Source organism: Streptomyces sp. NPDC002669 (assembly GCF_042889165.1).
GTDB lineage: Bacteria > Actinomycetota > Actinomycetes > Streptomycetales > Streptomycetaceae > Streptomyces.
The window spans coordinates 99913-122821 of sequence record NZ_JBIAQQ010000005.1 but is presented as its reverse complement, the minus strand read 5'-3'; the positions used below and the strand labels follow the sequence as shown (position 1 = coordinate 122821).

The 22909-nt window shown below is 71.2% G+C and carries 24 protein-coding genes and 1 tRNA gene; 10 read left to right on the top strand and 15 right to left on the bottom strand.

All coding sequences use genetic code 11. The features are described from left to right. Nucleotides 1-273 precede the first annotated feature (273 nt). A complete protein-coding gene (locus ACFYW1_RS09580) occupies nucleotides 274-936 on the top strand; it encodes a DedA family protein (RefSeq protein WP_388989591.1) in 663 nt (220 codons plus the stop codon). On the opposite strand, the gene ACFYW1_RS09575 is transcribed toward ACFYW1_RS09580, so the two are convergent. From ACFYW1_RS09575 to ACFYW1_RS09565, 3 genes are all read right to left on the bottom strand, one after another. Next, on the bottom strand, nucleotides 923-1147 hold the full coding sequence (locus tag ACFYW1_RS09575; RefSeq protein ID WP_148834866.1) for a DUF2277 domain-containing protein: 225 nt from the start codon (nucleotides 1145-1147) through the stop codon (nucleotides 923-925). The genes ACFYW1_RS09580 and ACFYW1_RS09575 overlap by 14 nt on opposite strands. Nucleotides 1148-1206: 59 nt before the next feature. Then, a complete protein-coding gene (locus tag ACFYW1_RS09570) occupies nucleotides 1207-1641 on the bottom strand; it encodes a hypothetical protein (RefSeq protein ID WP_388989587.1) in 435 nt (144 codons plus the stop codon). Nucleotides 1642-1881: 240 nt separating this feature from the next. Continuing rightward, nucleotides 1882-2547 (bottom strand): hypothetical protein, encoded by a 666-nt coding sequence (locus ACFYW1_RS09565; protein ID WP_388989585.1) that lies wholly within the window; start codon nucleotides 2545-2547, stop codon nucleotides 1882-1884. Nucleotides 2548-2806: 259 nt separating this feature from the next. On the opposite strand from ACFYW1_RS09565, the gene ACFYW1_RS09560 reads away from it, so the two are divergent. Together ACFYW1_RS09560 and ACFYW1_RS09555 are read left to right on the top strand one after the other, a co-directional pair. Beyond that, nucleotides 2807-2881 (top strand): 50S ribosomal protein bL37, encoded by a 75-nt coding sequence (locus ACFYW1_RS09560; RefSeq protein WP_015034725.1) that lies wholly within the window; start codon nucleotides 2807-2809, stop codon nucleotides 2879-2881. Nucleotides 2882-4021: 1140 nt separating this feature from the next. Continuing rightward, complete coding sequence (locus ACFYW1_RS09555) at nucleotides 4022-4969, top strand: N-acetylmuramoyl-L-alanine amidase (protein ID WP_388989583.1); 948 nt, start codon at nucleotides 4022-4024, stop codon at nucleotides 4967-4969. A 161-nt stretch (nucleotides 4970-5130) separates the two neighbouring features. Here ACFYW1_RS09555 and ACFYW1_RS09550 read toward each other — a convergent pair whose 3' ends face one another. Beyond that, a complete protein-coding gene (locus ACFYW1_RS09550) occupies nucleotides 5131-5670 on the bottom strand; it encodes a flavoprotein (protein WP_388989581.1) in 540 nt (179 codons plus the stop codon). Nucleotides 5671-5788: 118 nt separating this feature from the next. Here ACFYW1_RS09550 and ACFYW1_RS09545 point away from each other — a divergent pair, with 118 nt between their 5' ends. Both ACFYW1_RS09545 and ACFYW1_RS09540 read left to right on the top strand, forming a co-directional pair. After that, on the top strand, nucleotides 5789-6970 hold the full coding sequence (locus ACFYW1_RS09545; protein WP_388989579.1) for a helix-turn-helix domain-containing protein: 1182 nt from the start codon (nucleotides 5789-5791) through the stop codon (nucleotides 6968-6970). An 89-nt stretch (nucleotides 6971-7059) separates the two neighbouring features. Further along, nucleotides 7060-7254 carry a hypothetical protein gene (locus ACFYW1_RS09540; RefSeq protein WP_388989576.1) on the top strand — a complete coding sequence of 65 codons (195 nt, stop codon included), beginning with the start codon at nucleotides 7060-7062 and terminating at the stop codon, nucleotides 7252-7254. Between the two features lie 79 nt (nucleotides 7255-7333). Here the strand turns inward: ACFYW1_RS09540 and ACFYW1_RS09535 are convergent. Next, nucleotides 7334-7405 (bottom strand) — tRNA-Val (locus tag ACFYW1_RS09535). Nucleotides 7406-7623: 218 nt separating this feature from the next. On the opposite strand from ACFYW1_RS09535, the gene ACFYW1_RS09530 reads away from it, so the two are divergent. From ACFYW1_RS09530 to ACFYW1_RS09515, 4 genes are all read left to right on the top strand, one after another. Beyond that, the gene (locus ACFYW1_RS09530) at nucleotides 7624-8388 is read left to right on the top strand and encodes a DUF4097 family beta strand repeat-containing protein (RefSeq protein WP_388989574.1); all 765 of its coding nucleotides are present in this window, start codon (nucleotides 7624-7626) and stop codon (nucleotides 8386-8388) included. A 71-nt stretch (nucleotides 8389-8459) separates the two neighbouring features. Further along, a complete protein-coding gene (locus tag ACFYW1_RS09525; RefSeq protein ID WP_388989571.1) occupies nucleotides 8460-9839 on the top strand; it encodes a hypothetical protein in 1380 nt (459 codons plus the stop codon). Nucleotides 9840-10042: 203 nt separating this feature from the next. After that, complete coding sequence (locus ACFYW1_RS09520) at nucleotides 10043-10627, top strand: DUF4383 domain-containing protein (protein WP_388989568.1); 585 nt, start codon at nucleotides 10043-10045, stop codon at nucleotides 10625-10627. A gap of 9 nt (nucleotides 10628-10636) precedes the next feature. Next, nucleotides 10637-10864 carry a zinc ribbon domain-containing protein gene (locus ACFYW1_RS09515; RefSeq protein WP_388989564.1) on the top strand — a complete coding sequence of 76 codons (228 nt, stop codon included), beginning with the start codon at nucleotides 10637-10639 and terminating at the stop codon, nucleotides 10862-10864. Nucleotides 10865-10968: 104 nt separating this feature from the next. Here the strand turns inward: ACFYW1_RS09515 and ACFYW1_RS09510 are convergent, their stop codons facing one another. The 4 genes from ACFYW1_RS09510 to ACFYW1_RS09495 all read right to left on the bottom strand — a co-directional run bounded on the left by ACFYW1_RS09510 (nucleotide 10969) and on the right by ACFYW1_RS09495 (nucleotide 16596). Continuing rightward, a complete protein-coding gene (locus ACFYW1_RS09510) occupies nucleotides 10969-11628 on the bottom strand; it encodes an O-methyltransferase (protein WP_388989561.1) in 660 nt (219 codons plus the stop codon). Nucleotides 11629-11712: 84 nt separating this feature from the next. Next, a complete protein-coding gene (locus ACFYW1_RS09505) occupies nucleotides 11713-12651 on the bottom strand; it encodes an HAD family hydrolase (protein ID WP_388990159.1) in 939 nt (312 codons plus the stop codon). A 20-nt stretch (nucleotides 12652-12671) separates the two neighbouring features. Next, nucleotides 12672-15278, bottom strand: coding sequence for a phosphoribosyltransferase (locus ACFYW1_RS09500; RefSeq protein ID WP_388989558.1), 2607 nt, complete (start codon nucleotides 15276-15278; stop codon nucleotides 12672-12674). Nucleotides 15279-15432: 154 nt separating this feature from the next. Continuing rightward, on the bottom strand, nucleotides 15433-16596 hold the full coding sequence (locus ACFYW1_RS09495) for an HpcH/HpaI aldolase/citrate lyase family protein (RefSeq protein WP_388989555.1): 1164 nt from the start codon (nucleotides 16594-16596) through the stop codon (nucleotides 15433-15435). 208 nt (nucleotides 16597-16804) lie between these two features. Between ACFYW1_RS09495 and ACFYW1_RS09490 the strand changes: the two genes are divergently transcribed. Next, on the top strand, nucleotides 16805-17686 hold the full coding sequence (locus ACFYW1_RS09490; protein ID WP_388989552.1) for a TerD family protein: 882 nt from the start codon (nucleotides 16805-16807) through the stop codon (nucleotides 17684-17686). A gap of 93 nt (nucleotides 17687-17779) precedes the next feature. Here the strand turns inward: ACFYW1_RS09490 and ACFYW1_RS09485 are convergent, their stop codons facing one another. The 6 genes from ACFYW1_RS09485 to ACFYW1_RS09460 form a co-directional block, all read right to left on the bottom strand. After that, on the bottom strand, nucleotides 17780-18517 hold the full coding sequence (locus ACFYW1_RS09485; protein ID WP_388989549.1) for a Tellurium resistance: 738 nt from the start codon (nucleotides 18515-18517) through the stop codon (nucleotides 17780-17782). A gap of 173 nt (nucleotides 18518-18690) precedes the next feature. Continuing rightward, nucleotides 18691-19827, bottom strand: coding sequence for a DUF475 domain-containing protein (locus tag ACFYW1_RS09480; RefSeq protein ID WP_388989546.1), 1137 nt, complete (start codon nucleotides 19825-19827; stop codon nucleotides 18691-18693). 70 nt (nucleotides 19828-19897) lie between these two features. Further along, nucleotides 19898-20473, bottom strand: a complete 576-nt coding sequence (locus ACFYW1_RS09475; RefSeq protein ID WP_148834890.1) for a TerD family protein — start codon at nucleotides 20471-20473, stop codon at nucleotides 19898-19900. Between the two features lie 131 nt (nucleotides 20474-20604). Continuing rightward, nucleotides 20605-21180, bottom strand: coding sequence for a TerD family protein (locus tag ACFYW1_RS09470; protein WP_148835649.1), 576 nt, complete (start codon nucleotides 21178-21180; stop codon nucleotides 20605-20607). A 265-nt stretch (nucleotides 21181-21445) separates the two neighbouring features. Beyond that, nucleotides 21446-21904 (bottom strand): peroxiredoxin, encoded by a 459-nt coding sequence (locus ACFYW1_RS09465; protein WP_189541777.1) that lies wholly within the window; start codon nucleotides 21902-21904, stop codon nucleotides 21446-21448. A gap of 338 nt (nucleotides 21905-22242) precedes the next feature. Then, a complete protein-coding gene (locus tag ACFYW1_RS09460) occupies nucleotides 22243-22680 on the bottom strand; it encodes a DUF3052 domain-containing protein (RefSeq protein WP_148834892.1) in 438 nt (145 codons plus the stop codon). Between the last annotated feature and the right edge of the window lie 229 nt (nucleotides 22681-22909).

Sequence of the window (22909 nt, the reverse complement as noted above, 5' to 3'; positions counted from 1 at the left end):
GCCCCGGACCCGCCCCGGGCCCGCTCCAGAAGCCGCCGGAGGCTTCACGGAAGGCCCTGGAGAGGACCCCGAAGAAAGACCCATTCCTCACGTACATCCGGATGCGCGCCCGGAACCGAGGCTTCCCATTTACGGGTGTACGTGAGGTTCCCAACATCATCCGTATTTTATCGATCACCGGATAAACGGCAGGCGTACGCTTTGCAGCCGACCCTGCCGCTCCTGCCGCTCCCCCGCGACGTCGCGGCGTTGTTCCGAATCGGGGAGTAGTAGGTGCTTGAGAGTGTGGGTGCACTGACCGGCAGCCCATGGATCTACGTCGTGGTGGCCCTCTCGGTGCTCCTGGACGTCTTTCTGCCCGTACTGCCCAGCGGCGTACTGGTGATCACCGCTGCCACGGCCGCCGCCGCCGGTTCGACCACGGTCGCGGGTGCCGCCTCCGCGGCGGGCGCGGGCGAGCAGGTGCCCCAGGTGCCCTCGCTCCTCGCCCTGATCCTCTGCGCGGCCACCGCCTCGGTGCTCGGCGACCTCGTCGCGTACCGGCTGGCCTGGCGCGGCGGGGCGCGCCTGGACCGGGCCATCGCCCGCTCCCGCCGTCTCACGTCCGCGCAGGAACGCCTCGGCGCGGCCCTGTCCCGCGGCGGCATCCTCGTCATCATCGCCCGCTTCGCCCCGGCCGGGCGCTCGGTGGTCTCCCTGGGCGCGGGCGCCGCGCATCGCGACGTCAAGGAGTTCCTGCCCTGGTCCGCCCTGGCAGGTGTGGCCTGGGCCGGTTACAGCGTGGGCCTCGGCTACTTCGGCGGCCAGTGGCTCGGCGCGACCTGGGTGGCCACGGGCATATCCGTGTTCGCCCTGTTCATGGCGGGCGCCCTGGCCGCGTACCTCATGCGCCGGCCGGCCGCGGAAGCCGCCGCGGCGACCACTACGACGCCCTGACGCCGCCCCGCACCTCCAACCCGTCCAGGAGTCTGGCGGTCGCCCCGGCGATCTCGTCGACGGCCCGGTCGAACACCTCCTGGTTGTGCGCGGCCGGGGCGCGGAAGCCGGACACCTTGCGCACGAACTGCAGGGCGGCGGCGCGGATCTCCTCCTCGGTGGCTTCCTCGGGGAGGACGGGCGGGCGAAGGGTCTTGATGCTTCGGCACATGCCCCCAGTGTGAACCGGGCCACTGACAACGCCCCGCCGTTCCGTCGCCCCGCCTCCGCTCAGACGATCGCCTTCGAGCGGTCCGTGCACAGGGCCCAGATCACGAACGTGTCGACGGCGATCGAGATGATCGCCCAGATCGGCTGGTACGGCAGCCAGACGAAGTTGACGATCAGGCTGATGGCGGCGATCACCACACCCGTGGCGCGGGCCCAGAGGGCGCCCCTGAGGATGCCCCAGCCGACGAACCCGAGCACGATGCCGAGCACGAGGTGGATCCAGCCCCAGGCGGTCACGCTGAATTCGAACGTGTAATTCCCGACGCGCGCGTAGACGTCGTCGGAGGCGATACCGGCGATGCCCTTGATCACCCCGAAGGCACCGTCCACGAGGAGCAGGACGCCCGCGAACATGGTGCCTCCGGCCGCCCAGGGGTTGCCGTCCCCCCGAGTTGCGGAACCGGACCGGTCGGACATGGGTGCCGAGTGAGCCATGGGAACCTCCTTGGCCGTGACGGGACGGCGAACAGAACCGACCCTGCGCGGCACCCTCCCCCGCGACCACTCGGGCACCCCCATGGGAGTGAGGCCCGAAACGCCCGGCACCACGCTCCCGCCCCGCCGCGCGACCACCCCACGAACGCCATCCCGCCGACACCGACGGCGACGCGGCCGTCCCGCGAACGCCGCCCCGGAGCGCGGTCGCCACTCCCTCCGGCCCTCCCGGAGCGTGCCCTACGACGACGGCAGCCGCGTCACCTTCGAGACCCGGCAGGTCATCTTGCCCGGAACCTTCCCCAGCCCCTGGGCCTTCTCCACCGACTTCTGCCCGGCCGCCAGATCGGTCGCGGTCGCCAGCCCCGAGGCCCGGCGGGTGCCCTCCCCGTCCACGAACTCCACGGACACGATGTAGGACGCCCGGTCCTCGGAGTGGTTCACGATCTCCACGTCCGCGTCGGGCCACTCGGTCAACGAGTCGATCGCACACCTGGTGATCCGCACGTCGCCCGTGGCGTCCGCGCCCTCCCGGGCGGGCAGTTCCGTGGGGGCGTCGGACGCGTCGGACGTCCTGTCCGGCGCGGGCGTGCCCTCCTTCGCCGGCGCACTGCCGTCCGAGGCCCCGGCCACCGGCCGCTTCGAGCCGTCCGACGGCGAGTCGTCGCTGCCCAGGACCGCGATCAGTGCCCCGAGCGCCAGCAGGACGGCCGTACCGCCCACCACGGACAGCGTGACGATCAGCCCGGTACGGGACTTCTTCGGCGGCTGCGGGTAGCCGTACGCCCCGGGGCCGGGCTGCGGCCAGTGCTGGTACGGCGCCCCCTGCGAAGGATCCTGGGCGGACGGGAACGGCGGCGAGGGCGGCTGCTGCCCCGGCTGCGGCGGCGGATAGCCGTACGACATGGATGATCCCCCCTGGGACAGGACCTGCTCGAACGGACATACGGTACGGCCAGGGCCGGCCCGCCCTTCGAGCAGGGGGAGAAACAGGAGAGAGCGGGGTAAAGACAGAAGGAGTCGCCCGCACCCGATCCATCGCCACGCCCATCACCCTCGTTGCCACCACCATCACCACCGCCGTCGCCATCACCGCTGATGCGGCGGACACAGGTCGAACCTAAACTGGCGTGAACGCGAAGATCCCGGACAAGGGAGACACGTCATGGCCAAGCGCGGAAACAAGCGACGCGCCCGCAAGAAGAAGAACGCCAACCACGGCAAGCGTCCCAACGCCTGAGCCGAATCCCCCGAACTCCCGAGCTCTCGAACCGCCGAGCCCCCCGAATCGCTCCGCGCCCCTCCCGCCCCGTGCGGGAGGGGCGCGGCTTCCGCGCGCACCGGCACGGCCGCTCCGGACCGGCCCGATCGGACCCGCGCTTTCCCACACGTACAACACCCCGTCGCCGTCCTGTAATCGGACCGGGGGGTCAAGGGTGCGAACCCCGCGTCCACCCGCGCGAGTGCGGTGTGGGATCACTTCCGTACATCGGTGGGCCGCGTGCTCACAGGGTTCCTACTGTCAGCGGTATTGCTCGACGACCGCAACGGGGGGTTACCCGTGACGATGACAACCAAGGCGTACGAGGTCGACCGGCAGGACCTCGTACGCGCCCTACGGCAGGGGGCCGGGGCCGTCCTTCCGGTCCGTGGATCCGGACCCGGGCCCGTCCGCCGCACGCCCGGACCGCGCGTACCACCGCCGCTGCCGGGCCGAACAGCCGTGACCACACCCGACATCGGCCCCGGGGACACCACCGGGGGCAGCGCCGGGGCCCGGCCCGAGCCGCACCGCCCGGACACCCCCCGATGACCCCCTCCCCGACCGCTCCTGCCCCGACGGGACGACGCCCGGGACGGGGCACCACCCATCCATCGGAGAGGAGGACGGCACCATGCGATGCAGCAAATGCGGCGCCCAGATGAGCCAGACCGCCGGCGGCTGGTGGCAGTGCTGGGGCTGCGGCAACAGCCAGCCCGGCTATGCGGAAGCCGACGAACGGCCGTACGCGGACCGGCGCGCCCCGACCGGACGACCGCCGGACGGACATCCGGGCCGAGGAGCGGGCCGAGGGGCGGCCGAACCCCGCCCGGTGCTCGTACAGCTGACAGTCCGTACACGTTTTCGACCCCCCAGTCGAGTCCGACCGCCGTCACCGGGGTATGGAACCCGTACGGGTCGGTCGTCACCGCGGAGCAGCCCGCGTTCGCGCGGACACCGACGAACGGCATGAAGTACGCGGTCACGGCGGCGGATCACCACCGGCGCGGCCCCGTGCTCACGGGTGGAGAAGATGGAGCGGATCGACAACACGGCGCACGTGCCCCGCCGACGGGGTTCGCAACGTTACGTACACCTCGGGCTGAAGGGGAGGAACACATGGCACAGCCCATGACTGCCGCGCGGGTGCTGTCCGCACTGCGCGCCGAGGGTGTCCGCGTGGTGGAGGTCGGCAACTGGCGCACGCACAACCGGAATTCGAAGGGCCCCTGGGGCCCGGTCAACGGCAGCATCGTGCACCACACGGTCACCAAGGGGACGGCGGCGACCGTGGCCATGGTCCGGGACGGATACGCGGCCCTGCCCGGGCCGCTGTGCCACGGGATGATCGCGAAGGACGGCCGGGTGCACATGGTCGGCTGGGGCCGCGCCAACCACGCCGGCGGCGGCGACCCCAAGGTGCTGGACCAGGTCGTCGCCGAGTCCTACGGCACGCGCCCGACCCCGCCCACGAAGGGCAACGCCAACGGGGTCGACGGCAACGCCCGGTTCTACGGCTGGGAGTGCGAGAACCTCGGCGACGGCAAGGACCCCTGGCCCAAGGCACAGTACGACGCGATCGTCCGGGTGCAGGCCGCGTTGTGCCGGGCGCACGGCTGGTCGGCGAAGTCCGTGATCGGCCACCTGGAGTGGTCGAACGACAAGGTCGACCCCCGTGGTTTCACGATGCCCCGGCTGCGTTCCGACGTGGCCGAACGCCTCAAGCACCCCGCGAGCTGGAACCCGAACGAGGAGGACCCCATGGCAGGCATCACCAAGCGCGACATCTTCGACGCCGTCTGGAAGACCGACGCGATCGGCGGTCCGTCGGACGCGGCGGACCACGCGACGAACCCCACGTGGCAGCCGCAGTCCATCCTGAAGGACATGCAGGCCCGCATCCGTTCCATGGACAAGCGCCTTGCCGCGCAGACCGCCGCGATCACCGCCCTCGCCGGTCAGCTCGGCAAGGGCGCCGACACCGCGACCATCGTCACCGCGGTCCGGACCGCGATCGACCAGGCCGTGGTCGACGACAACGCCGCGGCCGACGCCAACGGGGCCTGACGGCACCGGATCACGTCCGGGTTCCGGCCCGGGGCCGCGGTACGCGCCTCGCGTCCCGCCGTCCCGGGCCCGCTCGCGGCACCCGGCCCGAATGCCTCACGGGTCCTGCGGACCCTCGGCCGGTTCCGGCCCTGCGCGGCGCCCGTACGGGCCCGCCCCGGTCACCGGCCGCGGCCCGGGGTGCCGACCGCGTCCAGGGCGAGGTGCCAGGGAAAGCCCTCGGGCCGGCGCTCGCCCGGCTGGTTCGGCTCGAATCCGCCCGGCCCGTAGAGCACCGTCACCCCGGCGCCCCGCAGCGTCGCCACCGACAGGTCGAACCGGGGGTGCCGCGCGTAGGCCGCGTTCAGGCACGGCATCACCACGGTCGGGATCTCCTTGCCGATCGCCTCCGCGGCCACCCCCACCACGAACTTGCCCGTCAGGCCGAGGGACCACTCGTTGACGGTGTTGAAGGTGGCCGGCGCGAACAGGATCGCGTCCGCCTTCGGCCATATGTCCGGCTCCCCGGGCAGCTTGTACTCCCAGCGCACCGGATGCCCCGTCAACCGCTCCAGCTCCGGCAGCCGTTCGGCCAGCCACCGGGCCGAAGCCGGGGTTAAGCCGAGGCACACGTCCCACCCGCGGGCGCGGGCCTCCGCGATGGCTCCGTCGACCTCGAGAACGGGCGGGGCGGCGGATCCGAACAGGTACAGAGTCGTCATGCCGTCATACGACCACACCCGTGACCACCCCCGGACCGGGTGGAATCGAGGTGACACGAGGACGGGGGCACAGGCGGATGAGTACGGTCCGGATGACGATTCAGGAAAGGAGGCCGGCATGCCCGGACCGGACGACCACACAGGTGCCCGCATCAAGGAACAGCGGAAACTCGCCCGGCTGACGCAGCGGCAGCTGGCCGAACGGCTTCCGTACTCGTACAGCCTCCTGAACCAGGTCGAGTGCGGCGCCAAACCGGCGAACCTCGACTTCGTCGCGGCGGTGGCCCAGGCCCTGCGCATCGACGTCACCGCGCTGACGGGGCAGCCCTACGTGACCGAGCTCCAGCAGGACCGCCTCACCGAACTGGTGCGTCCCATCCGCGAAGCGCTCGACCTGTACGACCTCGGGCCCGACGACGCCATCCCCGGCAGGCCGGCCAAGCAACTGATCGCGGCCGCCGAGGACCTGTGCGCCCAGGTCAGGGCCACGCGTCTGCGCAGCGCCGCCCGGCTGCTGCCGGCCGTGATCGCGGAACTCACCACCGCGGCCTGGCGCACCCGGTCGACGGAGCTGTGGCGGGCGCTCGCCTCGACGTACCGCACCGCGCACGACATCGCGGTGAAGCTCGGGTACTACGACCTCGGCTCGGTCGCCCTGGACCGCATGTGCTGGGCCGCCCACCGGGCCTCCGACCCCTGTCTGGCCGCCATCCGCCAGTACATGCGGGCCCTGGCGTACTTCCGGGAGGGCGAGTACGCCATCGGGCAGCGCCTGGTCGCCGCCGGTCACGGCATCGTCGGCGCGGCGGAGCAGACCCGTGAGGCGGTCGCCGTCACGGGACAGCTCCATCTCGGGGCCTCCGTCATCGCAGCCCGCGCCGACCAGCAGAACGTGGTCGACACCCACATCGCCGAGGCGAAGCGGTGCGCCTCCCGGACCGGGGACGCCTCCGAGATCCACTGGCTCTCCTTCGGCCCCACGAACGTCGCGCTCCACAAGATGTCGGCGGCGGTCGAGATGCGGCAGTACGACGAAGCCCTCGCCCAGGCCAGGAACATCGCGCTCCCGCCCACCCTGGCCACCTCCCGCCGCGCCCATTTCCTCATCGACAGGGCCCGCTCGGAGATGGAGACCGGCCGCACCGAGGCCGCGCTCGGCAGCATCGTCGACGCCCGGCACACGGCCCCCGAACAGACCCGCTACCACCCCGGCGCCCGGGAGACCATCAAGGGCCTGGTCCACGCCTCCCGCCGCACCCCGGACACCCTCGGCCACATGGCCGCCTGGATCGGCCTGTAACCCCGCCGACGCTCACAGATCTGTGAGCGTTGGGCCCCTCCCCGCCCGGCATCCTGGTTCCACCTGAAGAGCGACGAGCCGGGGACACCATGACAGTGAGGGACCTGCCACCAGTCGACGAGCTGACGGGCCAGCAGCAGCGCGGCGCGCACTGCTGCTTCTGCGGCGCCCCCCTGCTCAACGGAACCGCCCACGACCTCGGCCCCCGCCCGGTGGACGCCCACGGCACCTCGGCCCTCTGGTTCCCCCGCTGCTGCCCCCTCTGCTGGAAGGACCCCGGGTAACCGCCCCCGGCCCCCGCAAAGCCCCTCACGCATACGCCGAAGGCCCCCAGCCAGGATCGGCTGAGGGCCTTCGTACCGGTGGGCGCGGACGGTTTCGAACCGCCGACATCTGCTTTGTAAGAGCAGCGCTCTACCCCTGAGCTACGCACCCGTGGATGAGGCAACAGCGTACATGGCCCGAGGCTCCCGGTCACAAACGGTTTCCGTCGGTGGTGGGCGGGTGAGGGGCGGGGAGGCTGTGCGGGGGTTATCCCCACCCCTCATACGGTAGCCGTCCGCATTCTGTGCGGGCGGGCGGCTTCGTACGGTGGAGCCACCGCGGCGGAGTGCACGCCGTACACATCCGTCCCGCCTTGGGGGAAGATCATCGTGACAGTCCGTACCCGTACTCTCATCGCGTCCGGTGGGGCCGTGCTCATGGCCCTCGTGCTCACCGGCTGTGGCGGTACGGACGTCAGCGACGCGCCTGCCGAGCACAAGTCGTTCGCCTTGAACGGGAAGACGCTGACCATCCATGCCGGCCACTCGTCGCTGGAACTCGTACCGGCCGATGTGCAGAAGGTCGAGGTGACCCGGCGCGTCGACGGATGGGTGATGTTCGGGAGCGGGCCGGAACCGCGGTGGGGCATGGAGGACGACACGCTCACCCTCGGGGTGAAGTGCGACGCCCTGGTCAGCGACTGCGTCTCGGAGCACCGGGTGAAGGTGCCGCGCGGGGTGCGGGTGGTCGTCGAGGGGGACGACGGGAGGATCACCGCGTCCGGCTTCGACACCCCGCTCTCGCTGACCGCCGACAACGGCAGGGTGACGGTCCGGGACTCCAGCGGTCCGCTGGAGCTGAAGAGCGACAACGGGCGCATCACCGCCGAGCGGGTCTCGGCCCCGTCCGTGTCGGCGCAGTCCGACAACGGCAGGATCCGGCTGGAGTTCACCTCCGTGCCGGACCGGGTGGACACCGTGAGCGACAACGGGGGGATCGCCGTCGTCCTGCCGGGCGGTGCCACGAAGTACGCCGTGGACGCCTCCGCCGACAACGGTCGCGTCTCGGTGGACGTGCCCCGCGGCGAGGGCAGCCGCCACGTGGTGAAGGCCCGGAGCGGCAACGGCGAAATCGACGTCCGCAGCGCGAACTAACCGGCCCGTGTGTTCGTCCTTACCTGGTGGGAGAATGTACCGGGCAGGGCGAGACGGCACGGGAGAGGGATGTGACGGCGACACACGCGCAGCCGCGGACGGGAGCGGGTGGGAATTCCGCCGTCAGGGATGTCCTCGGGCTGATGCTGTTGCCGGTGCCGCTGCTCGTGGCCGCGCTGCCCGCCGCCTTCGCCGGGGGTGGCACGAGACGGTGGTTCGGCGGGCGCGGGGAGGGCCAGCGCGCCGACGCGCAGGCCGCGAAGGACGCCGCCGCGGCGGCCTTCTACGAGCTGGACACGGCCCAGCGCGACCTGCGGATCTCCATCGAGACGATCACCGCGGTCGACAGTTCCCCCCGTGCCCGCAAGGCCGTGGACGACTTCGCCGCTCTCGGGCAGCGGATCGACGCGGTCAGTCATCTGTACATCACCGCCGTCGACGCGTACGACCTCGACCGGGACGATCTCGAACCGTCGGTCGCGGCCCGCGCCCGGACCGAGCTGACCACGGCCAGGGACGAGCTGATACGGGTCAAGGGCGAGCTGGACCGGTTCGCCCAGGGGCTCGGTCCGCTGCTGGGCAGTGCGGAGACGCAGCTCGCCCGGCTCGCGCCCGCCGTGGAACGGGCCCGGCAGGCGCTGCTCGGTGCGAGCAACGCGCTCGACGCGGTGCGGGCCTCCGGGCTGCGGGCGGATCATCTCGCCGCGCGGCTGGCCGCCCTCGCCCCCGAACTGACCAAGCTCAACGAGGGCGCGGGCCGGCACGGCGTCCAGGAGACCCTGCAACGCGCCGACCGCGTCCTGCGCGACGCCGAGGCCGTACGGGCCGAGGCGGACGAGCTGCCCGCGCGGGCCGCCGAGATCGACCACCGGCTGGTTTCGCTGCGCACCCGGGCCCAGGCGCTGACGAACCGGGCCGGCTCGGTGGAGCCGGTGCTGAGCGAGCTGCGACGGCGGTTCTCCGCGGCCTGCTGGCAGGACCTCCAGCCCGTTCCGGAGCAGGCGGTCGTCAATGTGCGGCGGGCCGAGGAGAAGCTGGAGGAGGCCGCTCGGGCCAGGGACGAGCAGCGGTGGGCCGACGCGACCTCCCGGCTGAGCACGGTCCGCGCCCTGCTGAACGCCACGGACGAGGCGGTGTCGGCGGCCGGTGACCGGCTGCAGCGGCTGGACGGCGTGGCCAAGGACCCGCAGCAGGAGATCCAGCGGACCCGGTTCGCGGTCCGCGACGCCCAGCGCCTCGCCATGGAGGGGCGCAGCACGCCCGATCCGCGCCATGCCCGTCCGCTGGACGACGCGGTGGCCCGGCTGGACCGTGCCGTCACCGCGCTGGAGGGGCGGCACCCCGACTACTGGCACTTCCTGACCGAGACCGAGACGGTACGGCGGACCGCCGCGCGGGTGGTCTCCGAGATCCGTGAGGAGCGCGGGGCCGGGACCGGGACCGGGGGCTGATTCCGGAACCTGATGTCGAGGTCCGGTCCTGGGGCCGGTTCCGGGACCCGGTTCCACGGGCCGGTTCCGGAGCCGGATTCCCGGGGCTGAACTCCTGGGGCCGAGTTCCCCGGGCCGCGTCTCGGGCCCGGGACCGGGGCTCTGATGTGCGGCGGCCGAGGCGTGGGCGGATCCTGGTGGTAGTACGCCCGAAGGAGGCCGGCATGGCCACCCACGCACTGCACCTTCCGGGGCGGCGCACTCCCCGTCGCCGCAAGACCACCGCGCTCGACAAGCACCTGCCGGTCGACCACCGGCTCAGCCGGGTCTACCGGGTCGGGGCGGGCCTGATGGGGCTGGTGCTGTTCGTCTTCGGGGTCCTGGGGCTGATCGACAGGATCGGCTTCTTCAGCACCGGCGGGGCCACCGTCGCGGGCCTCAACACCAACGGCGCCCTCAGCGTCCTGTCCATCTGCGTGGGCCTGCTCCTGTTCATCGGGATGGTGATCGGCGGCAACTTCGCCTCGACGCTCAACATGGTCCTGGGCGTCGCCTTCCTCCTGAGCGGCTTCGTCAATCTCGCCCTGCTGGAGACCGACTACAACTTCCTCGCCTTCCACCTCCAGAACGTGCTGTTCAGCTTCGTGGTCGGGCTGATGCTGATGGTCTTCGGGATGTACGGGCGGGTCAGCGGCGGTCTCCCGCACGACAACCCGTACTGGCGGGCCCGCCACCCCGAGGAGGCCGAGCGGGAGATGCGGCTGAGCCGGCGGGCGGCGACCTCGATGCCGGTGGTCCGTCGCCGTTAGCCTGGGGCCATGCCTCGTTACGAATACCGCTGCCGCTCCTGCGGAGACACGTTCGAACTCAGCCGCCCGATGGCGCAGTCCTCGGACCCGGCCTCCTGCCCCGCCGGGCACGAGGACACCGTGAAGCTGCTGTCCACCGTCGCCGTGGGCGGGTCGTCCGCCAAGTCCGCGCCCGCCGCTCCGTCGGCCGGTGGCGGGGGCGGGGGCGGTTGCTGCGGCGGGGGCTGCTGCGGCTGAGAACGGGTGGCCCCGGGGTCGCTCCCCGACGCGACGGCTCCGGGGCCGCGTGCCGAGGCGACGGCTCCGGGGTCGTCACCGTTCGCCGTTCGTCACCCGTCCGCTCACTTCCTGCGCGAGAGCGTCAGGCCGTCGGAGACGGTCAGCATCACACTGTCCATCCGCGGATCCGCGGCCACGTGCTCGTTGAATTCCTTGATCGCCGCCGCTCCGCCGGTGGCCCGCGGGTCGGTCACCCCGCCGTGGAAGAGCACGTTGTCCGTGACGAGCAGGCCGCCCTGCCGCATCCGGGGCACCAGCTCCTCCCAGTACGGGATGTAGTTGCCCTTGTCCGCGTCCAGGTAGGCGAGGTCGATGTGCGGCTCGGCCGGCATCGCCCGCAGCGTGTCGAGCGCGGGGGCGATGCGCAGCTCGATCCGGTCCGCGACGCCCGCCTTCTCCCATGCCTCCCGGCCGTACGCGGTCCACTCCTCCGAGATGTCGCAGGCGATCAGCCGACCGTCGGCGGGCAGCGCCTGCGCCATCGACAGGGCGGAGAACCCGGTGAACGTCCCGACCTCCACGATGTGCCGGGCCCCGGTCAGCCGGACGAGGAAGGCGAGCAGCGGGCCCTGCTCCTGCGCGGACTGCATGCCGGCCTGTTCGGGCAGGCGTGCGTACGTGGTCTCGATCAGTTCGCGCTGCACCGCGTCGAGCGGCGGGTTGTGCGCCAGCATGTAGGCGTACAGCTCGTCCGTGATCTTGGTTTCGTTGCCCTTGGTCATCCTGTGCTCCTCGTGCCTCGATCGGCCGGTGTGCCGGTTCCCGGCGCCAGGATGATCTTCCCTCCCCGGGGCCCGCAACGCCGCCTACACCCGGCGCGCCGCCTGTCCCCGGAGCGCCTCCGGTTCCTGGAACTCTTCCGGCACCCGGGTCCCGCCCGACGTCCGGAACTCCTTCGCCGTACGGAGGAAGCGCCGCAGGATCTCCTCGCCCGCGGCCACCCCGCGCTCGTCCGTCACCTCGACGTGCGGGGCGCTCCAGCCGGTGTCGGCCAGTTCGCCGTGGGCGGGGCGCCAGGCGCGGTCCGCGGCCAGGAGCAGATCGGCGTCGAGGAGGCTGTCGCCTGCGGCGAGGGTGAGCGCGGCGCCGGTTCGGCGGGCCACCTCGTCCATCGCGGCGCTCTTGGTGAGCGGTCCCGGTACGGCGTAGATCTTGCGGCCCTGGAGGGAGACCGTCCAGCCGCGGGTCCGCGCCCACTCCCCCAGTTCCTCGACCCAGCCCCCGGGCAGCAGCGCGCGTTCCACGACGAGGTAGGCGAAGAGGTCCTCGGCGACCCGTTCCTTGAGCAGCCAGGCGGGGTCGGCCGCGGCCAGGAGGTGTGCGCGCACCTCGGCGAGCGGGGCGCATTCGTCGGCGAGCCCGCGGGTCACCCGTCGCTGCCAGTCGGGGTCGGACTCGCCGTCGACGAGGAGGTGCCCGCCGTTGGCGCAGATCGCGAACCGCGGTGCGGGGCCGGGCAGATGGACGCGCCCGTACTGTTCGCGGGTGCGGGTGGTGGTCGGTACGAGGACCGTGGTGCGGGCCAGTTCGTCGAGCAGCGCCGCCGCCGTCTCGGTGAGGTAGGAGAGCGGCTTGTGGTCGTACACCTCCACACAGAGCAGCCGGGGGGCCTCGGCGTCCGGCACGGTGAGCTGGAGCGCCCCCGTGGAGTAGATCAGCGTGCGGTCGAGATCGCTGGCGACGAGCACCACGGGAGCGGAGGCGGAGGCGGAGGCGGGGACGGAGGCCGGGGCTCCGGCGGGCACCCGTGCGGCCGGGGCGGCGGTCACTTGGACTCCACCGCCCTGCCGTCCGCTCCCGTCGCTCCCCTGGTGTACTTCGGGTGGATCAACCCGACGCAGGAGTACGGGAGTTCGTCGACCTCTTCCACCGGTACGCCCCGCTGCTCGGCCAGCAGCCGGATGTGGTCGAGGTCCGCGCCCGCGCCGCGCTTGGCGAGGATCTTCCACGGAACGCGGCGCAGCAGTACCCGGGTCGTCTCGCCGACGCCCGGCTTGACCAGGTTCACGTCGTGGATGCCGTACTCCTCGCTGATGCGTTCCACCGCGGCCCAGCCCTCCCAGGTGGGTGCCCGGTCGGCCGTGAGCAGCTCCTTGGCCTCGGCGTCCACGGCGTCGGCGACCTCGTCGAAGTGGGCGGTGACGGTGTCGAGGAAGCGGCCGGACACATCGGCGTCCGCCAGCTCCCGGTAGAACTTCGCGCCGTGGAAGTCCTCGGGGCCGACCAGGTCGGCGCGGAGCACGGTCCGCGAGATCAGCCCGGAGACGGTGGAGTTCAGGCAGGCGGACGGGATGAGGAAGTCCTCGCGCGTGCCGTAGGTGCGGACGCAGCCGCCCGGGTCGGCGAGCACCGCGATCTCGGGGTCGAAGCCCTCGAACCCGGCGAGCGCCTCGGACAGTTCGCGGGTGATCGCGCCCTTCCCGGTCCAGCCGTCGACGAAGACGACCTCCGCCGGGTCGTGGTGGGCGGCCAGCCAGCGCAGGGCGTTGGCGTCGATGCCCCGGCCCCGGACGATGGAGACGGCGTAGTGCGGCAGGTCGATGCCGTGCCGGTGGCGGGCCCAGCGTCGCATGAGTACGCCGACGGGCGTACCGGCCCTGGCCAGCGAGACCAGGACGGGGCGGGGGCCGCGCTCGGCGAGCACCGTCTCGGTGACGGTGCCGACCGCGCGGGCGACCCGGGCGGCCGACAGCTCCAGCGCCGTCCCGAACAGTTCCTGGTACCGCTCGGACGGCTGGTACTCGACCGGCAGCGACTCGGCGTAGTGCGCGCCACCGCTCTGTATCGCCTCCTCGCGCTCCTCGGTGGGCGCCTCCAGTTCGGTGTCCGAGAGGTCCTGGAGCAGCCAGCCGACCTCGTCCGGCGCGTAGGAGGAGAAGGCGGGGCCGCGAAGGGGCTCGGGCAGCACGGTGGTTTCCTGCCGTTCGGATCCGTCGGAGGAGTGGGGGGCGGGAGGGGTGCCCTTCCGGGGGACCGGGGGCACGTACGAGGGGACGACTGCCAGCAGGACGTGGTCGGTGTGCGCGGCGAGCTGCGCCAACAGGCCGTCCGGTGCGTGCAGTTCGGGGGTGTCGGCGGCGGAGTCGACGGTCAGCACCACGGCGTCGAACCCGGCGCCCGCGACGTTGTACGCGTACCGGTCGCCGGGCCCGTCCGCCGGGTTGTCGTGCGCCGGGAAGACCAGCCGGCTGCGTATCGCGTAGCCGGGGTCGTCCACGGCGAGGACGGGGGACCGCGTCGTGGTGGAGTAACGCACCTCGGCGTCGAGGCGGTCCTCCAGCGCCGTGCCCAGGCGCAGGGGGGCGTACATCAGTTCCTCGAAGCCGAGGACCAGTACGCGGCGGGCGTCGCCCAGCGCCTCGGCGACGCGGTCGGCCATGGCGGGCAGGGCCGGTTCCAGCGCCGCGCGGTGGGCGGGGGTGAAGCCGTGCCGCCCGCCGTCGGGGACGCCCGCGGGCCACCGGAGGTCCACCCGGGTGCAGGGCCGGACCTCGGCCGCGGCAGAGGCCGGCCCGGCGTTCCGCGCGCGCCCGGCGCCGTCCGCCGATTCCGTTTCCGGCCCTTGCGCGGGTTCCGGTTCCGGCTTCCGTTCCTGTTCCGGCTCGTGGGCCTCGACCAGGGCCTGGCCCTTCTCCAGGACGCCCTCCGGGAGGAGGACCGTGCCCGCGCTCCGTGCCACCAGGTCGATGCGCGCGCCCGTCTCCTCGGCGAACCCGGTCAGCCTTTCCCGGTCGGCGGGTGACCGCATGTCCACGAGGGCGACGATGACGTAGCGGCTCCGCGGGTAGCGCTCGTGCAGCGCGCGGATGGTGTTGAGCACGGTGTTGCCGGTGGAGAACTCGTCGTCCACCAGCACCAGCGGCCCGTCGGGGGCCCGGTCGGCCGACGGGGCCGCCAGCAGCTCCGGGTCCTCCGGGAGCAGCAGGTGCGAGGTGGCGTGCGAGTGGGACTCCTCGAAGCCGGCCGCCCGCACCACGCCCTCGACGGGGCGGCGCGTGGAGTGGAGGTACGGCGCCGGGCCCAGGCCGTCGGCGACCGCGTGGCCGAGGCCGGTGGCCGTCTCCGCGTAACCGAGCACGACCGCCCGGGCCGCCTCGGCGTCACCGAGGAGTTCGCGCACCCGTCGGCCGAGCTCGAACCCGGCGCCGTACACGATGGAGGGCTTCTGCGGCACGTGCTTGCCGAGCACGTTCGAGACGAGGAGGTGGGCCCGCTTGGGGTTGCGGCGCAGGGCGAGGCCCAGCAGTTCTCTCAGCTCGCCGTCGCCGTCGGGCCTTCCGTCGCCGACGAGCTCCACGCCCAGCCGCTCCGTCACCCAGCTGCCCGACCACACCACGTTCGCCGTCTCTTTCCTCGCCGCGCGCTCGCTCATCGAGACACGCCCGTTCGCCGCCGGACTCCCGTACCGCGCCCTACGCCCGCGCCCGGCCGCATCGCTGTCCCCGGCCGCGCGGCTGCGCCTCGCCGGGTGCCCGCTTCTCGCCGTACGTCCGTCCCCCGTCGTGTCCCCGCCGCGCGTGCCGCGCTCATTCCGCGAGGCCCGCGGCCAGCAGTTCCACGAAGCCGACGTCCGCCTTCGCCACGCCGAACACCTCGGCCCGTCGCAGGGTCCGCTCGGCCCAGGCGCGGTGCGGCTTCACCTCGTTCATCTTGTTCGTGTAGGCGGAGCGCATCACTCCGCCGCCGCCCCGCTCCGGCCGCAGGATGTCCTGGGCGTCGCTGTACTCCTCGTGGCTGACCACGGACAGCGCGTGCACGGGCGCCACGTGCGACGGGTGGATGCAGGTCTTGCCGAGCAGGCCGTTCGCCCGGTCGAGCTCGATCTCGCGCAGCAGCCCGTCCAGGTCGTGCTCGATCAGCGCCGTGCGCAGCTCCTCGGCCCGGCCCTCCAGGAAGGGGCTGCGGCGCAGCTGCGGTTTGAACATGCGCTCCTGGAGCCGGAAGTACTCCCACACCGGGCCGGTGATCGTGAAGCCCGTGCCGTCCGCCCGGCCCAGCACGTTGACCACGTCGGCGATCACCGAGCCGACGATCTGCACGTCGTACGCCGTCATGTCGGGCGCCCTGCGCAGCCCGTACGCGGAGCAGAAGTCGGTGACGCCGAGCCGCAGCGCGAGGACCTGTTCGCGGTACGCGTCGACGGTGCGGGCTATCCCCCGGAGCGTCTCGCTCCGGCTCTCCAGGTACAGCAGCTCGGGCGACTCCAGGACGGGCATCGCGAACAGTCTCTGATCGCATGCCTTTTCGGCCTTGGCGAGCGCCTCCAGGAAGGGCACGCCACGCTCTTCCGTGAACTTGGGAAGTACAAAACCAGACAACATTCGGACAGTACGGCCGAGCCGGTGCACCAGGTCCACGATCTGGCCCGGCTCCCGGACCCGGATGAAGAGCAGCGGCCCCTCGACCCCGCGCGCGTCCAGCTCGGCGAACTGCCTGACCAGGTTCTCCTCGGCGTCGACGACCTCGGAGTCGTCGATGGAATCCTCCAGGCACAGCACCATGGAGACGACACCGCGCCCGGCCTGCTTGATGATGTCGTCGGCGAGCCGCGGCCTGGTGGCGGGGCTGTACAGAGTGGCACCCAAGGCCGCCGAAAGCATCCCGGGCGGCGATTCCGCCCCGAATTCGCACGGTTCCCGGAAGAACAATGCCTCCCTCACCGCGGGCGTGATATGCCCGAAATGACGCATGTAACTCCCCCGAACTGCCTGACCGGCCGGACAACGTATGGCCGGTAATAGTACGTACGGACGGGTGTCGGCAGTTCCCCACGTGCATGAATTCCGGGTAACTCGTCCATTTCCCGACGTGCCGGAGCCCGGCGGAGGGCTTGCCTCCGGAAGATCCGGTACGACCCCGCGTTGTCCGCGCGGGCAGCCAGCAGGCAGGATGACGGGCATGACGCACGCGATGGTGAAGGGCTCGAACGTCCCTCTGGACGCCATGGCCGTACGGGCCGTGCTGCGCTGGACCCCGGGCACCGGCGTCCCGGACGTGGACGCCTCGGCACTGCTGCTGGGAAGCGGCGGCCGCGTGCGCTCGGACGAGGACTTCGTCTTCTACAACCAGCCCCGCCACCCCTCCGGCCTGGTGCGACGGCTCCCGAAGCGCAGCGTCCCGGAGGGCCTCACGGACGCCATCGAGGCCGATCTGAACGGGCTCGACCCCTCGGTCGAACAGGTGGTGGTCGCCGCCTCCTCCGACGGGGCCACGTTCGCCCAGGTGCACGATCTGCGCATCCTGCTGTACGACGCGGCGACGGCCGACGGGGAGCCGCTCGCGGTCTTCGACGTGCGGCCGGAGACCGGTGAGGAGACCGCGATCATCTGCGGCGAGCTCTACCGGCGCGGTGATGGCTGGAAATTCCGGGCCGTGGGGCAGGGCTATCCGACCGGGCTGATCGGCCTGGCGACCGCGTTCGGCATCTCGGTCGACGAGGGGGAGGCCACGGCGGAGCCCTCGGCGGCCCCCGCACCCGGCTTCCCGCCGCCCGCGCCCGACTTCCCGCCGGCCCCGGCGCCCGACCCCGACTCGCAGGCCACGGTGCAGCACCAGCAGCCCGCGTACGGGTACCCGCCGCCCGCGGCGGCGCATACGACCCACCCGGCCGCTCCTCCCGTCCACCAGCCGGGGTACGGCTATCCGCAGCCCGCCCCCGCCCAGCAGCCCCCGGCCCGGCCCCCCGCCTACGGCTATCCGCAGCCCGCCGCTGCTGCGGCGCCCGCCCCGGACCCGAATTTCGTGCTGCCGCCGCAGGGCCCGCAGTTCGTCAGGTCCTGAGCCGCCCCGTCCGGGCCGGAATCCGGGCTCGCCCGCGCGAAGCCCCGAGGACCCGAAGACCCGAAGCCCCCGGGGCGGCCCGGCTGTCCGGTCTCAGGTCCGGGACTTGTAGCCGCGCCCCCACTGCATGCCGAAGCCGTACATCCGGTCCAGCTCCGACTGGAAGCCGTACACGAACTTCACCTCGCGCCGCACGATCAGCTCGCCCTTGACGTTCTCCACCGTGAACACGGCGCAGGAGCGGGCCTGCGGGGCGCGCTCGTCCAGTTCGATCTCGATCCGCGGGCCGCTGCCCGTCGGATAGAGCGTCACCATGGCGTGCGTGCGGTCGAACGCCGGCGTCTGGTCGTAGATGTAGACGAAGAACAGCAGCCGCTTGATCTCCTCGTGGTGGTCGAGGTTGACGTAGACGGTCTCGCCCGAGGGGGCCCCGAAGCGGTCGTCGCCGCTGAGCCGGATGTACGGCGGTGCGTTCAGGTCGCCGATGAGGTTGCCCAGCGGCTGGACGACGCCCTTGGTGCCGTCCTTCAGCTCGTACATGCAGCCCAGGTCGAGGTCGACGTTGACCATGCCCTGGGTGTGCGCCTGGACCACGTCCGGCTGGAAGAGCTTCAGCGGGCGCAGCAGCCGGCCGCTCTGCCGCGACCTTCCCTCGATGTCGGACGTGCGCATCCGCCAGGAGAGGTTGACCCGCAGCGTGCCGGCCACCGTGCCCTGTTTGCTCAGCGAGACCGTGGCGTGCCGTCGGGAGAGCACGATGGAGTCGGTGATCGCACCGCCCGAATCGAACGGTGACTCCCGCCCCGGCCACAGGTTGTCCCAGAACCCCATCCCCAGCCCCCACACGTATCGGTAGAAAAGTGCCCCGGTCCCACGGCCGCCCCGCACGTCGTACGGGGCGGCCACATCACAGCGGGGCGGCCGCCGGGCCGGGTCCGGATGTCTCCGGAGAACCGTCGCCGTACGGACCGCCCCGCTGAGAGCGTTCCTCAATCCCTACCGGGTCACACCCCGGACGGGACTTCCTCCTTGGAACCTTCGCCGCCCTCGGCCTCCAGCGCCTTGTTGCGCCGGACCGAGGACCAGAAGGACAGACCGATCAGCGCGACACCGATGAAGCCGGTGATGAGCTCGTTGATCTGGTACTGGATGGTGACCAGCAGGAGCACCGCGAGCGCGCCGATGGCGTAGTGGGCGCCGTGCTCCAGGTAGACGTAGTCGTCGAGCGTGCCCTGGCGAACCAGGTAGACCGTGAGCGAACGGACGTACATGGCGCCGATGCCGAGGCCGAGGGCCATCAGCACGATCTCGTTGGTGATGGCGAAGGCGCCGATGACACCGTCGAAGGAGAAGGACGCGTCGAGCACTTCCAGGTAGAGGAACATGAAGAACGCGGCCTTGCCGGCGAGGGCGACGGCCGAGACCTTCTTGCCGCTCCGCTTGGCCTCTTCCTCGGCCTCGTGCTCGCGCTCTTCCTCCTCCTCCAGCTTGTTCTCGAAGAAGCCGGAGAGGCCACCGACGATGAGGTAGGTGATCAGACCCGCGACACCGGAGAGCAGAACGGTTTCCGCCTTGTCGGCGTGGCCGCCGCCGTGCTGGTGCGCGCTGGTGGCGAAGGTCATGGCCGCGACCAGCAGCACGATGAGCGCGATGCAGACCGACAGCATGTCGACCTTGCCGAGCTTGGCGAGCGGACGCTCGATCCAGCGCAGCCACTGAATGTCCCGCTCCTCGAAAATGAAGTCGAGGAAGATCATCAGCAGGAACATGCCACCGAACGCGGCGATCGCCGGGTGGGCGTCGGTGACGAGTTCCTGGTAGCGCTCGGGCTGGTTGAACGAGAGGTCGACCGCTTCGATCGGGCCGATCTTGGCGGTGATCGCCACGATTACGACGGGGAACACCAGTCGCATACCGAAGACCGCGATGAGCACACCGATCGTCAAGAAGATCTTCTGCCAGAAGGCATTCATCTTCTTCAGGATCCCGGCGTTGACCACCGCGTTGTCGAAGGACAGCGAGATCTCCAGGACGGAGAGGATCGCGACCACCCCGAAGGCTTCCCACCCCCCGTAGAACGCAGCTGCGGCAAGGCCTAGCGCGGTGACCGCGAACGACCAGCCGAAGGTTTTCAGAAGCACTGGCTACCCCATCGTGTAAGTAACGGGTCTCCCCCGGTGTGTACGGGGCTCCCCCGCGCCGTGCGCGGTTTTACGAAACGTTGACCCCGAAGTCTAGAGCGATGCCCCGCAGCCCGGACGCGTACCCCTGTCCCACCGCCCGGAACTTCCACTCGCCGTTGTACCGGTAGAGCTCGCCGAAGATCATCGCCGTTTCCGTCGAGGCGTCCTCGCTGAGGTCGTAACGCGCGAGTTCCTGACCGTCCGCCTGGTTCACCACGCGGATGAACGCATTGCTGACCTGGCCGAAGGTCTGCCCGCGATTGTCCGCGTCATGGATCGAGACCGGAAAGACGATCTTGTCGCAGTGCGCCGGCACCTGCGTGAGATTCACGATGACCGACTCGTCGTCGCCGTCGCCCTCACCCGTGAGGTTGTCCCCGGTGTGCTCCACGGAGCCGTCGGGGCTCGTCAGATTGTTGTAGAACACGAACCATTCGTCGCCGAGCACCCGGCCCGACTGGCACAGCAGGGCGCTGGCGTCGAGGTCGAAATCCGCGCCCGTGGTGGATCGTGCGTCCCAGCCGAGCCCGATCAGCACCTGGGTGAGGTTGGGTGCGGCCTTGGAGAGGGAGACATTGCCTCCCTTGGCGAGCGTGACGCCCATGGTGTGTCCTCCCCGATTTGTTGAACCGTCTGTTGAGCCGCATCCGGCGCCGCACGGAAGTGCGGCGCCGGACGGAGTGTCTACTGGCGTGGACCGGGCCGCGCCCGGAGGGCGGGCCCTGTCGCGTCTTCTCAGACGTTGACGCCGAAGTCCTGCGCGATGCCGCGCAGGCCCGAGGCGTAGCCCTGGCCGATGGCGCGGAACTTCCACTCACCCGCGTTGCGGTACAGCTCGCCGAAGACCATGGCGGTCTCCGTCGAGGCGTCCTCGCTGAGGTCGTAACGGGCCAGCTCGGTGTTGTCGGCCTGGTTGACCACGCGGATGTACGCGTTGCGCACCTGGCCGAAGCTCTGCTGGCGGGTCTCGGCCTCGTAGATCGAGACCGGGAAGACGATCTTCTCGACATCGGCCGGCACACCGGCGAGGTTCACCTTGATGACCTCGTCGTCGCCCTCGCCCTCACCGGTGAGGTTGTCACCGGTGTGCTCCACGGAGCCGTCGGGGCTCTTGAGGTTGTTGAAGAAGACGAAGTTGCCATCGCTGCCGACCTTGCCCTCGGCGTTCGTCAGCAGGGCGCTGGCGTCGAGGTCGAAGTCACCACCGGTGGTGGTACGGGCGTCCCAGCCCAGACCGACGATGACCGCGGTCAGGTTGGGTGCGGCCTTGGTCAGCGAGACGTTGCCGCCCTTGCTGAGGCTGACTCCCACGAGTCCTCCCATTGGTTTCCTTGGGGGCCGGCGGACGCCGGCGCCTCCACGTTGCGTTGGCATCCGATCAACGACTGGATCCTAGTGACCGGTTCCCGGCCAAAGCAGGCTTTTGGCCGGGTCGGCCGCAGATCCGGCGGTCCCGGACCGCCGGATCTGCGGGATGAGGACCGCGGACCCGGACCCGGCCGGGAGTCCCGGTTCGGAAGTCGCCGATCGGGGGTTCGGTGGTTCCCGGCCGGGGTGCCCGTCCGGAGACCTCCGATCAGAGCGCGTCGAGCGCCTTGATGTAGTCGTTGAGGTCGCGCGCGTCGGGCAGACCGTTGACGACGGTCCAGCGCACCACGCCCTCCTTGTCGATGATGAAGGTGCCGCGCACCGCGCAGCCCTTCTCCTCGTCGAAGACGCCGTAGGCCCGCGAGGTCTCGCCGTGCGGCCAGAAGTCCGAGACCAGCGGGTACTCCAGGCCCTCCTGCTCGGCGAAGACGCGCAGGGTGTGGATGGAGTCGTTGGAGACGGCGAGCAGCTGGGTGTCGTCGTTCTCGAACTTCGGCAGCTCGTCACGGAGCGCGCAGAGCTCACCCGTGCAGACGCCGGTGAAGGCGAACGGGTAGAACAGCAGCACGACGTTCTTCTCGCCACGGAAGTCGGAGAGCTTCACGGTCCGGCCGTGGTTGTCCTTCAGCTCGAAATCCGGGGCCTTGGTGCCGACCTCGATCGCCATGAAAAGCGTCCCTTCGCTACGTTGACCGGGCTGGGCTGTCCGGGTGGCCCCCACCCTACGCAGAGCCCGTGCCGAGCCACACGGAGCCCACGGCCGACCGGCTCGGCCCCCGGGACCCCGAGGGCCGCGAAGACCGCGGAAATGCCCTGGGGCGGTACGGAAGACCCGCGAGGCCGTACGAAGACCGCCGCGGACCGCACGGAAGGGCCCGCGGACCGTGCGGAAGGGCCCGCGGACCGTGCGGAAGGGCCCGCGAAGAGCCCCGGCCCATACGAAGGCCCCCGGCCGGCTCTGTGCCGTCGGGGGCCTTTCGGGGCGAAACGCCCGGCGAGCGTGGCTCAGCGCTTGGACTTGGCAGCCTTCGGCGTGACCAGACGGCTGCCCGTCCAGTCCTTGCCCGCACTGATGCTCTTGGTCTGGGAGAGACCGGCCGTCTGGGCGGCCTCGTTGATGTCGCTCGGTTCGACGTATCCGTCACGGCCGGTCTTCGGCGTCATCAGCCAGACCGTGCCACCGTCCTCGATCAGACCAATGGCATCCACCAGCGCGTCCGTAAGGTCGCCGTCCTCGTCCCGGAACCACAGCAGCACGACGTCGGCGACGTCGTCGTAGTCCTCGTCGACGAGATCCTGGCCGATTGTGGCCTCAATGCCCTCACGGAGCTCCTGCTCGACGTCGTCGTCGTAGCCGATCTCCTGGACCACCTGTCCGGGCTCGAACCCCAGGCGTGCAGCCGGGTTGGTCCGCTCCTCCGCGTGGTCCGCGGTCGCGCTCACGGGTTGCCTCCTGATCATGTTTCGGAAAATGCTTCAGCCACGCGCGTGCGCGGGGCGTTGGCCGTAGTCCACACGGGAGCGGCGGATCGCGCAAGTACCCGGCGTGCGAGACCGCCTAAACGGTGACGTTCCCTACCACGTCGCCGCACTGTCGGCGGATCCTTCCGCGGGGTCCGGCACTGCCGTCCGCTCCCATTTACGTCCTTCCACAGCTTATGCCGTTTCGGTC

Bases quoted from the DNA above. Each gene is read 5' to 3' on its own strand.
- ACFYW1_RS09575 (WP_148834866.1), bottom strand. From the start codon at position 1,147: ATGTGCCGAAGCATCAAGACCCTTCGCCCGCCCGTCCTCCCCGAGGAA.
- ACFYW1_RS09570 (WP_388989587.1), bottom strand. From the start codon at position 1,641: ATGGCTCACTCGGCACCCATGTCCGACCGGTCCGGTTCCGCAACTCGG.
- ACFYW1_RS09565 (WP_388989585.1), bottom strand. From the start codon at position 2,547: ATGTCGTACGGCTATCCGCCGCCGCAGCCGGGGCAGCAGCCGCCCTCG.
- ACFYW1_RS09555 (WP_388989583.1), top strand. From the start codon at position 4,022: ATGGCACAGCCCATGACTGCCGCGCGGGTGCTGTCCGCACTGCGCGCC.
- ACFYW1_RS09550 (WP_388989581.1), bottom strand. From the start codon at position 5,670: ATGACGACTCTGTACCTGTTCGGATCCGCCGCCCCGCCCGTTCTCGAG.
- ACFYW1_RS09545 (WP_388989579.1), top strand. From the start codon at position 5,789: ATGCCCGGACCGGACGACCACACAGGTGCCCGCATCAAGGAACAGCGG.
- ACFYW1_RS09540 (WP_388989576.1), top strand. From the start codon at position 7,060: ATGACAGTGAGGGACCTGCCACCAGTCGACGAGCTGACGGGCCAGCAG.
- ACFYW1_RS09520 (WP_388989568.1), top strand. From the start codon at position 10,043: ATGGCCACCCACGCACTGCACCTTCCGGGGCGGCGCACTCCCCGTCGC.
- ACFYW1_RS09515 (WP_388989564.1), top strand. From the start codon at position 10,637: ATGCCTCGTTACGAATACCGCTGCCGCTCCTGCGGAGACACGTTCGAA.
- ACFYW1_RS09510 (WP_388989561.1), bottom strand. From the start codon at position 11,628: ATGACCAAGGGCAACGAAACCAAGATCACGGACGAGCTGTACGCCTAC.
- ACFYW1_RS09500 (WP_388989558.1), bottom strand. From the start codon at position 15,278: ATGAGCGAGCGCGCGGCGAGGAAAGAGACGGCGAACGTGGTGTGGTCG.
- ACFYW1_RS09495 (WP_388989555.1), bottom strand. From the start codon at position 16,596: ATGCGTCATTTCGGGCATATCACGCCCGCGGTGAGGGAGGCATTGTTC.
- ACFYW1_RS09490 (WP_388989552.1), top strand. From the start codon at position 16,805: ATGACGCACGCGATGGTGAAGGGCTCGAACGTCCCTCTGGACGCCATG.
- ACFYW1_RS09485 (WP_388989549.1), bottom strand. From the start codon at position 18,517: ATGGGGTTCTGGGACAACCTGTGGCCGGGGCGGGAGTCACCGTTCGAT.
- ACFYW1_RS09475 (WP_148834890.1), bottom strand. From the start codon at position 20,473: ATGGGCGTCACGCTCGCCAAGGGAGGCAATGTCTCCCTCTCCAAGGCC.
- ACFYW1_RS09465 (WP_189541777.1), bottom strand. From the start codon at position 21,904: ATGGCGATCGAGGTCGGCACCAAGGCCCCGGATTTCGAGCTGAAGGAC.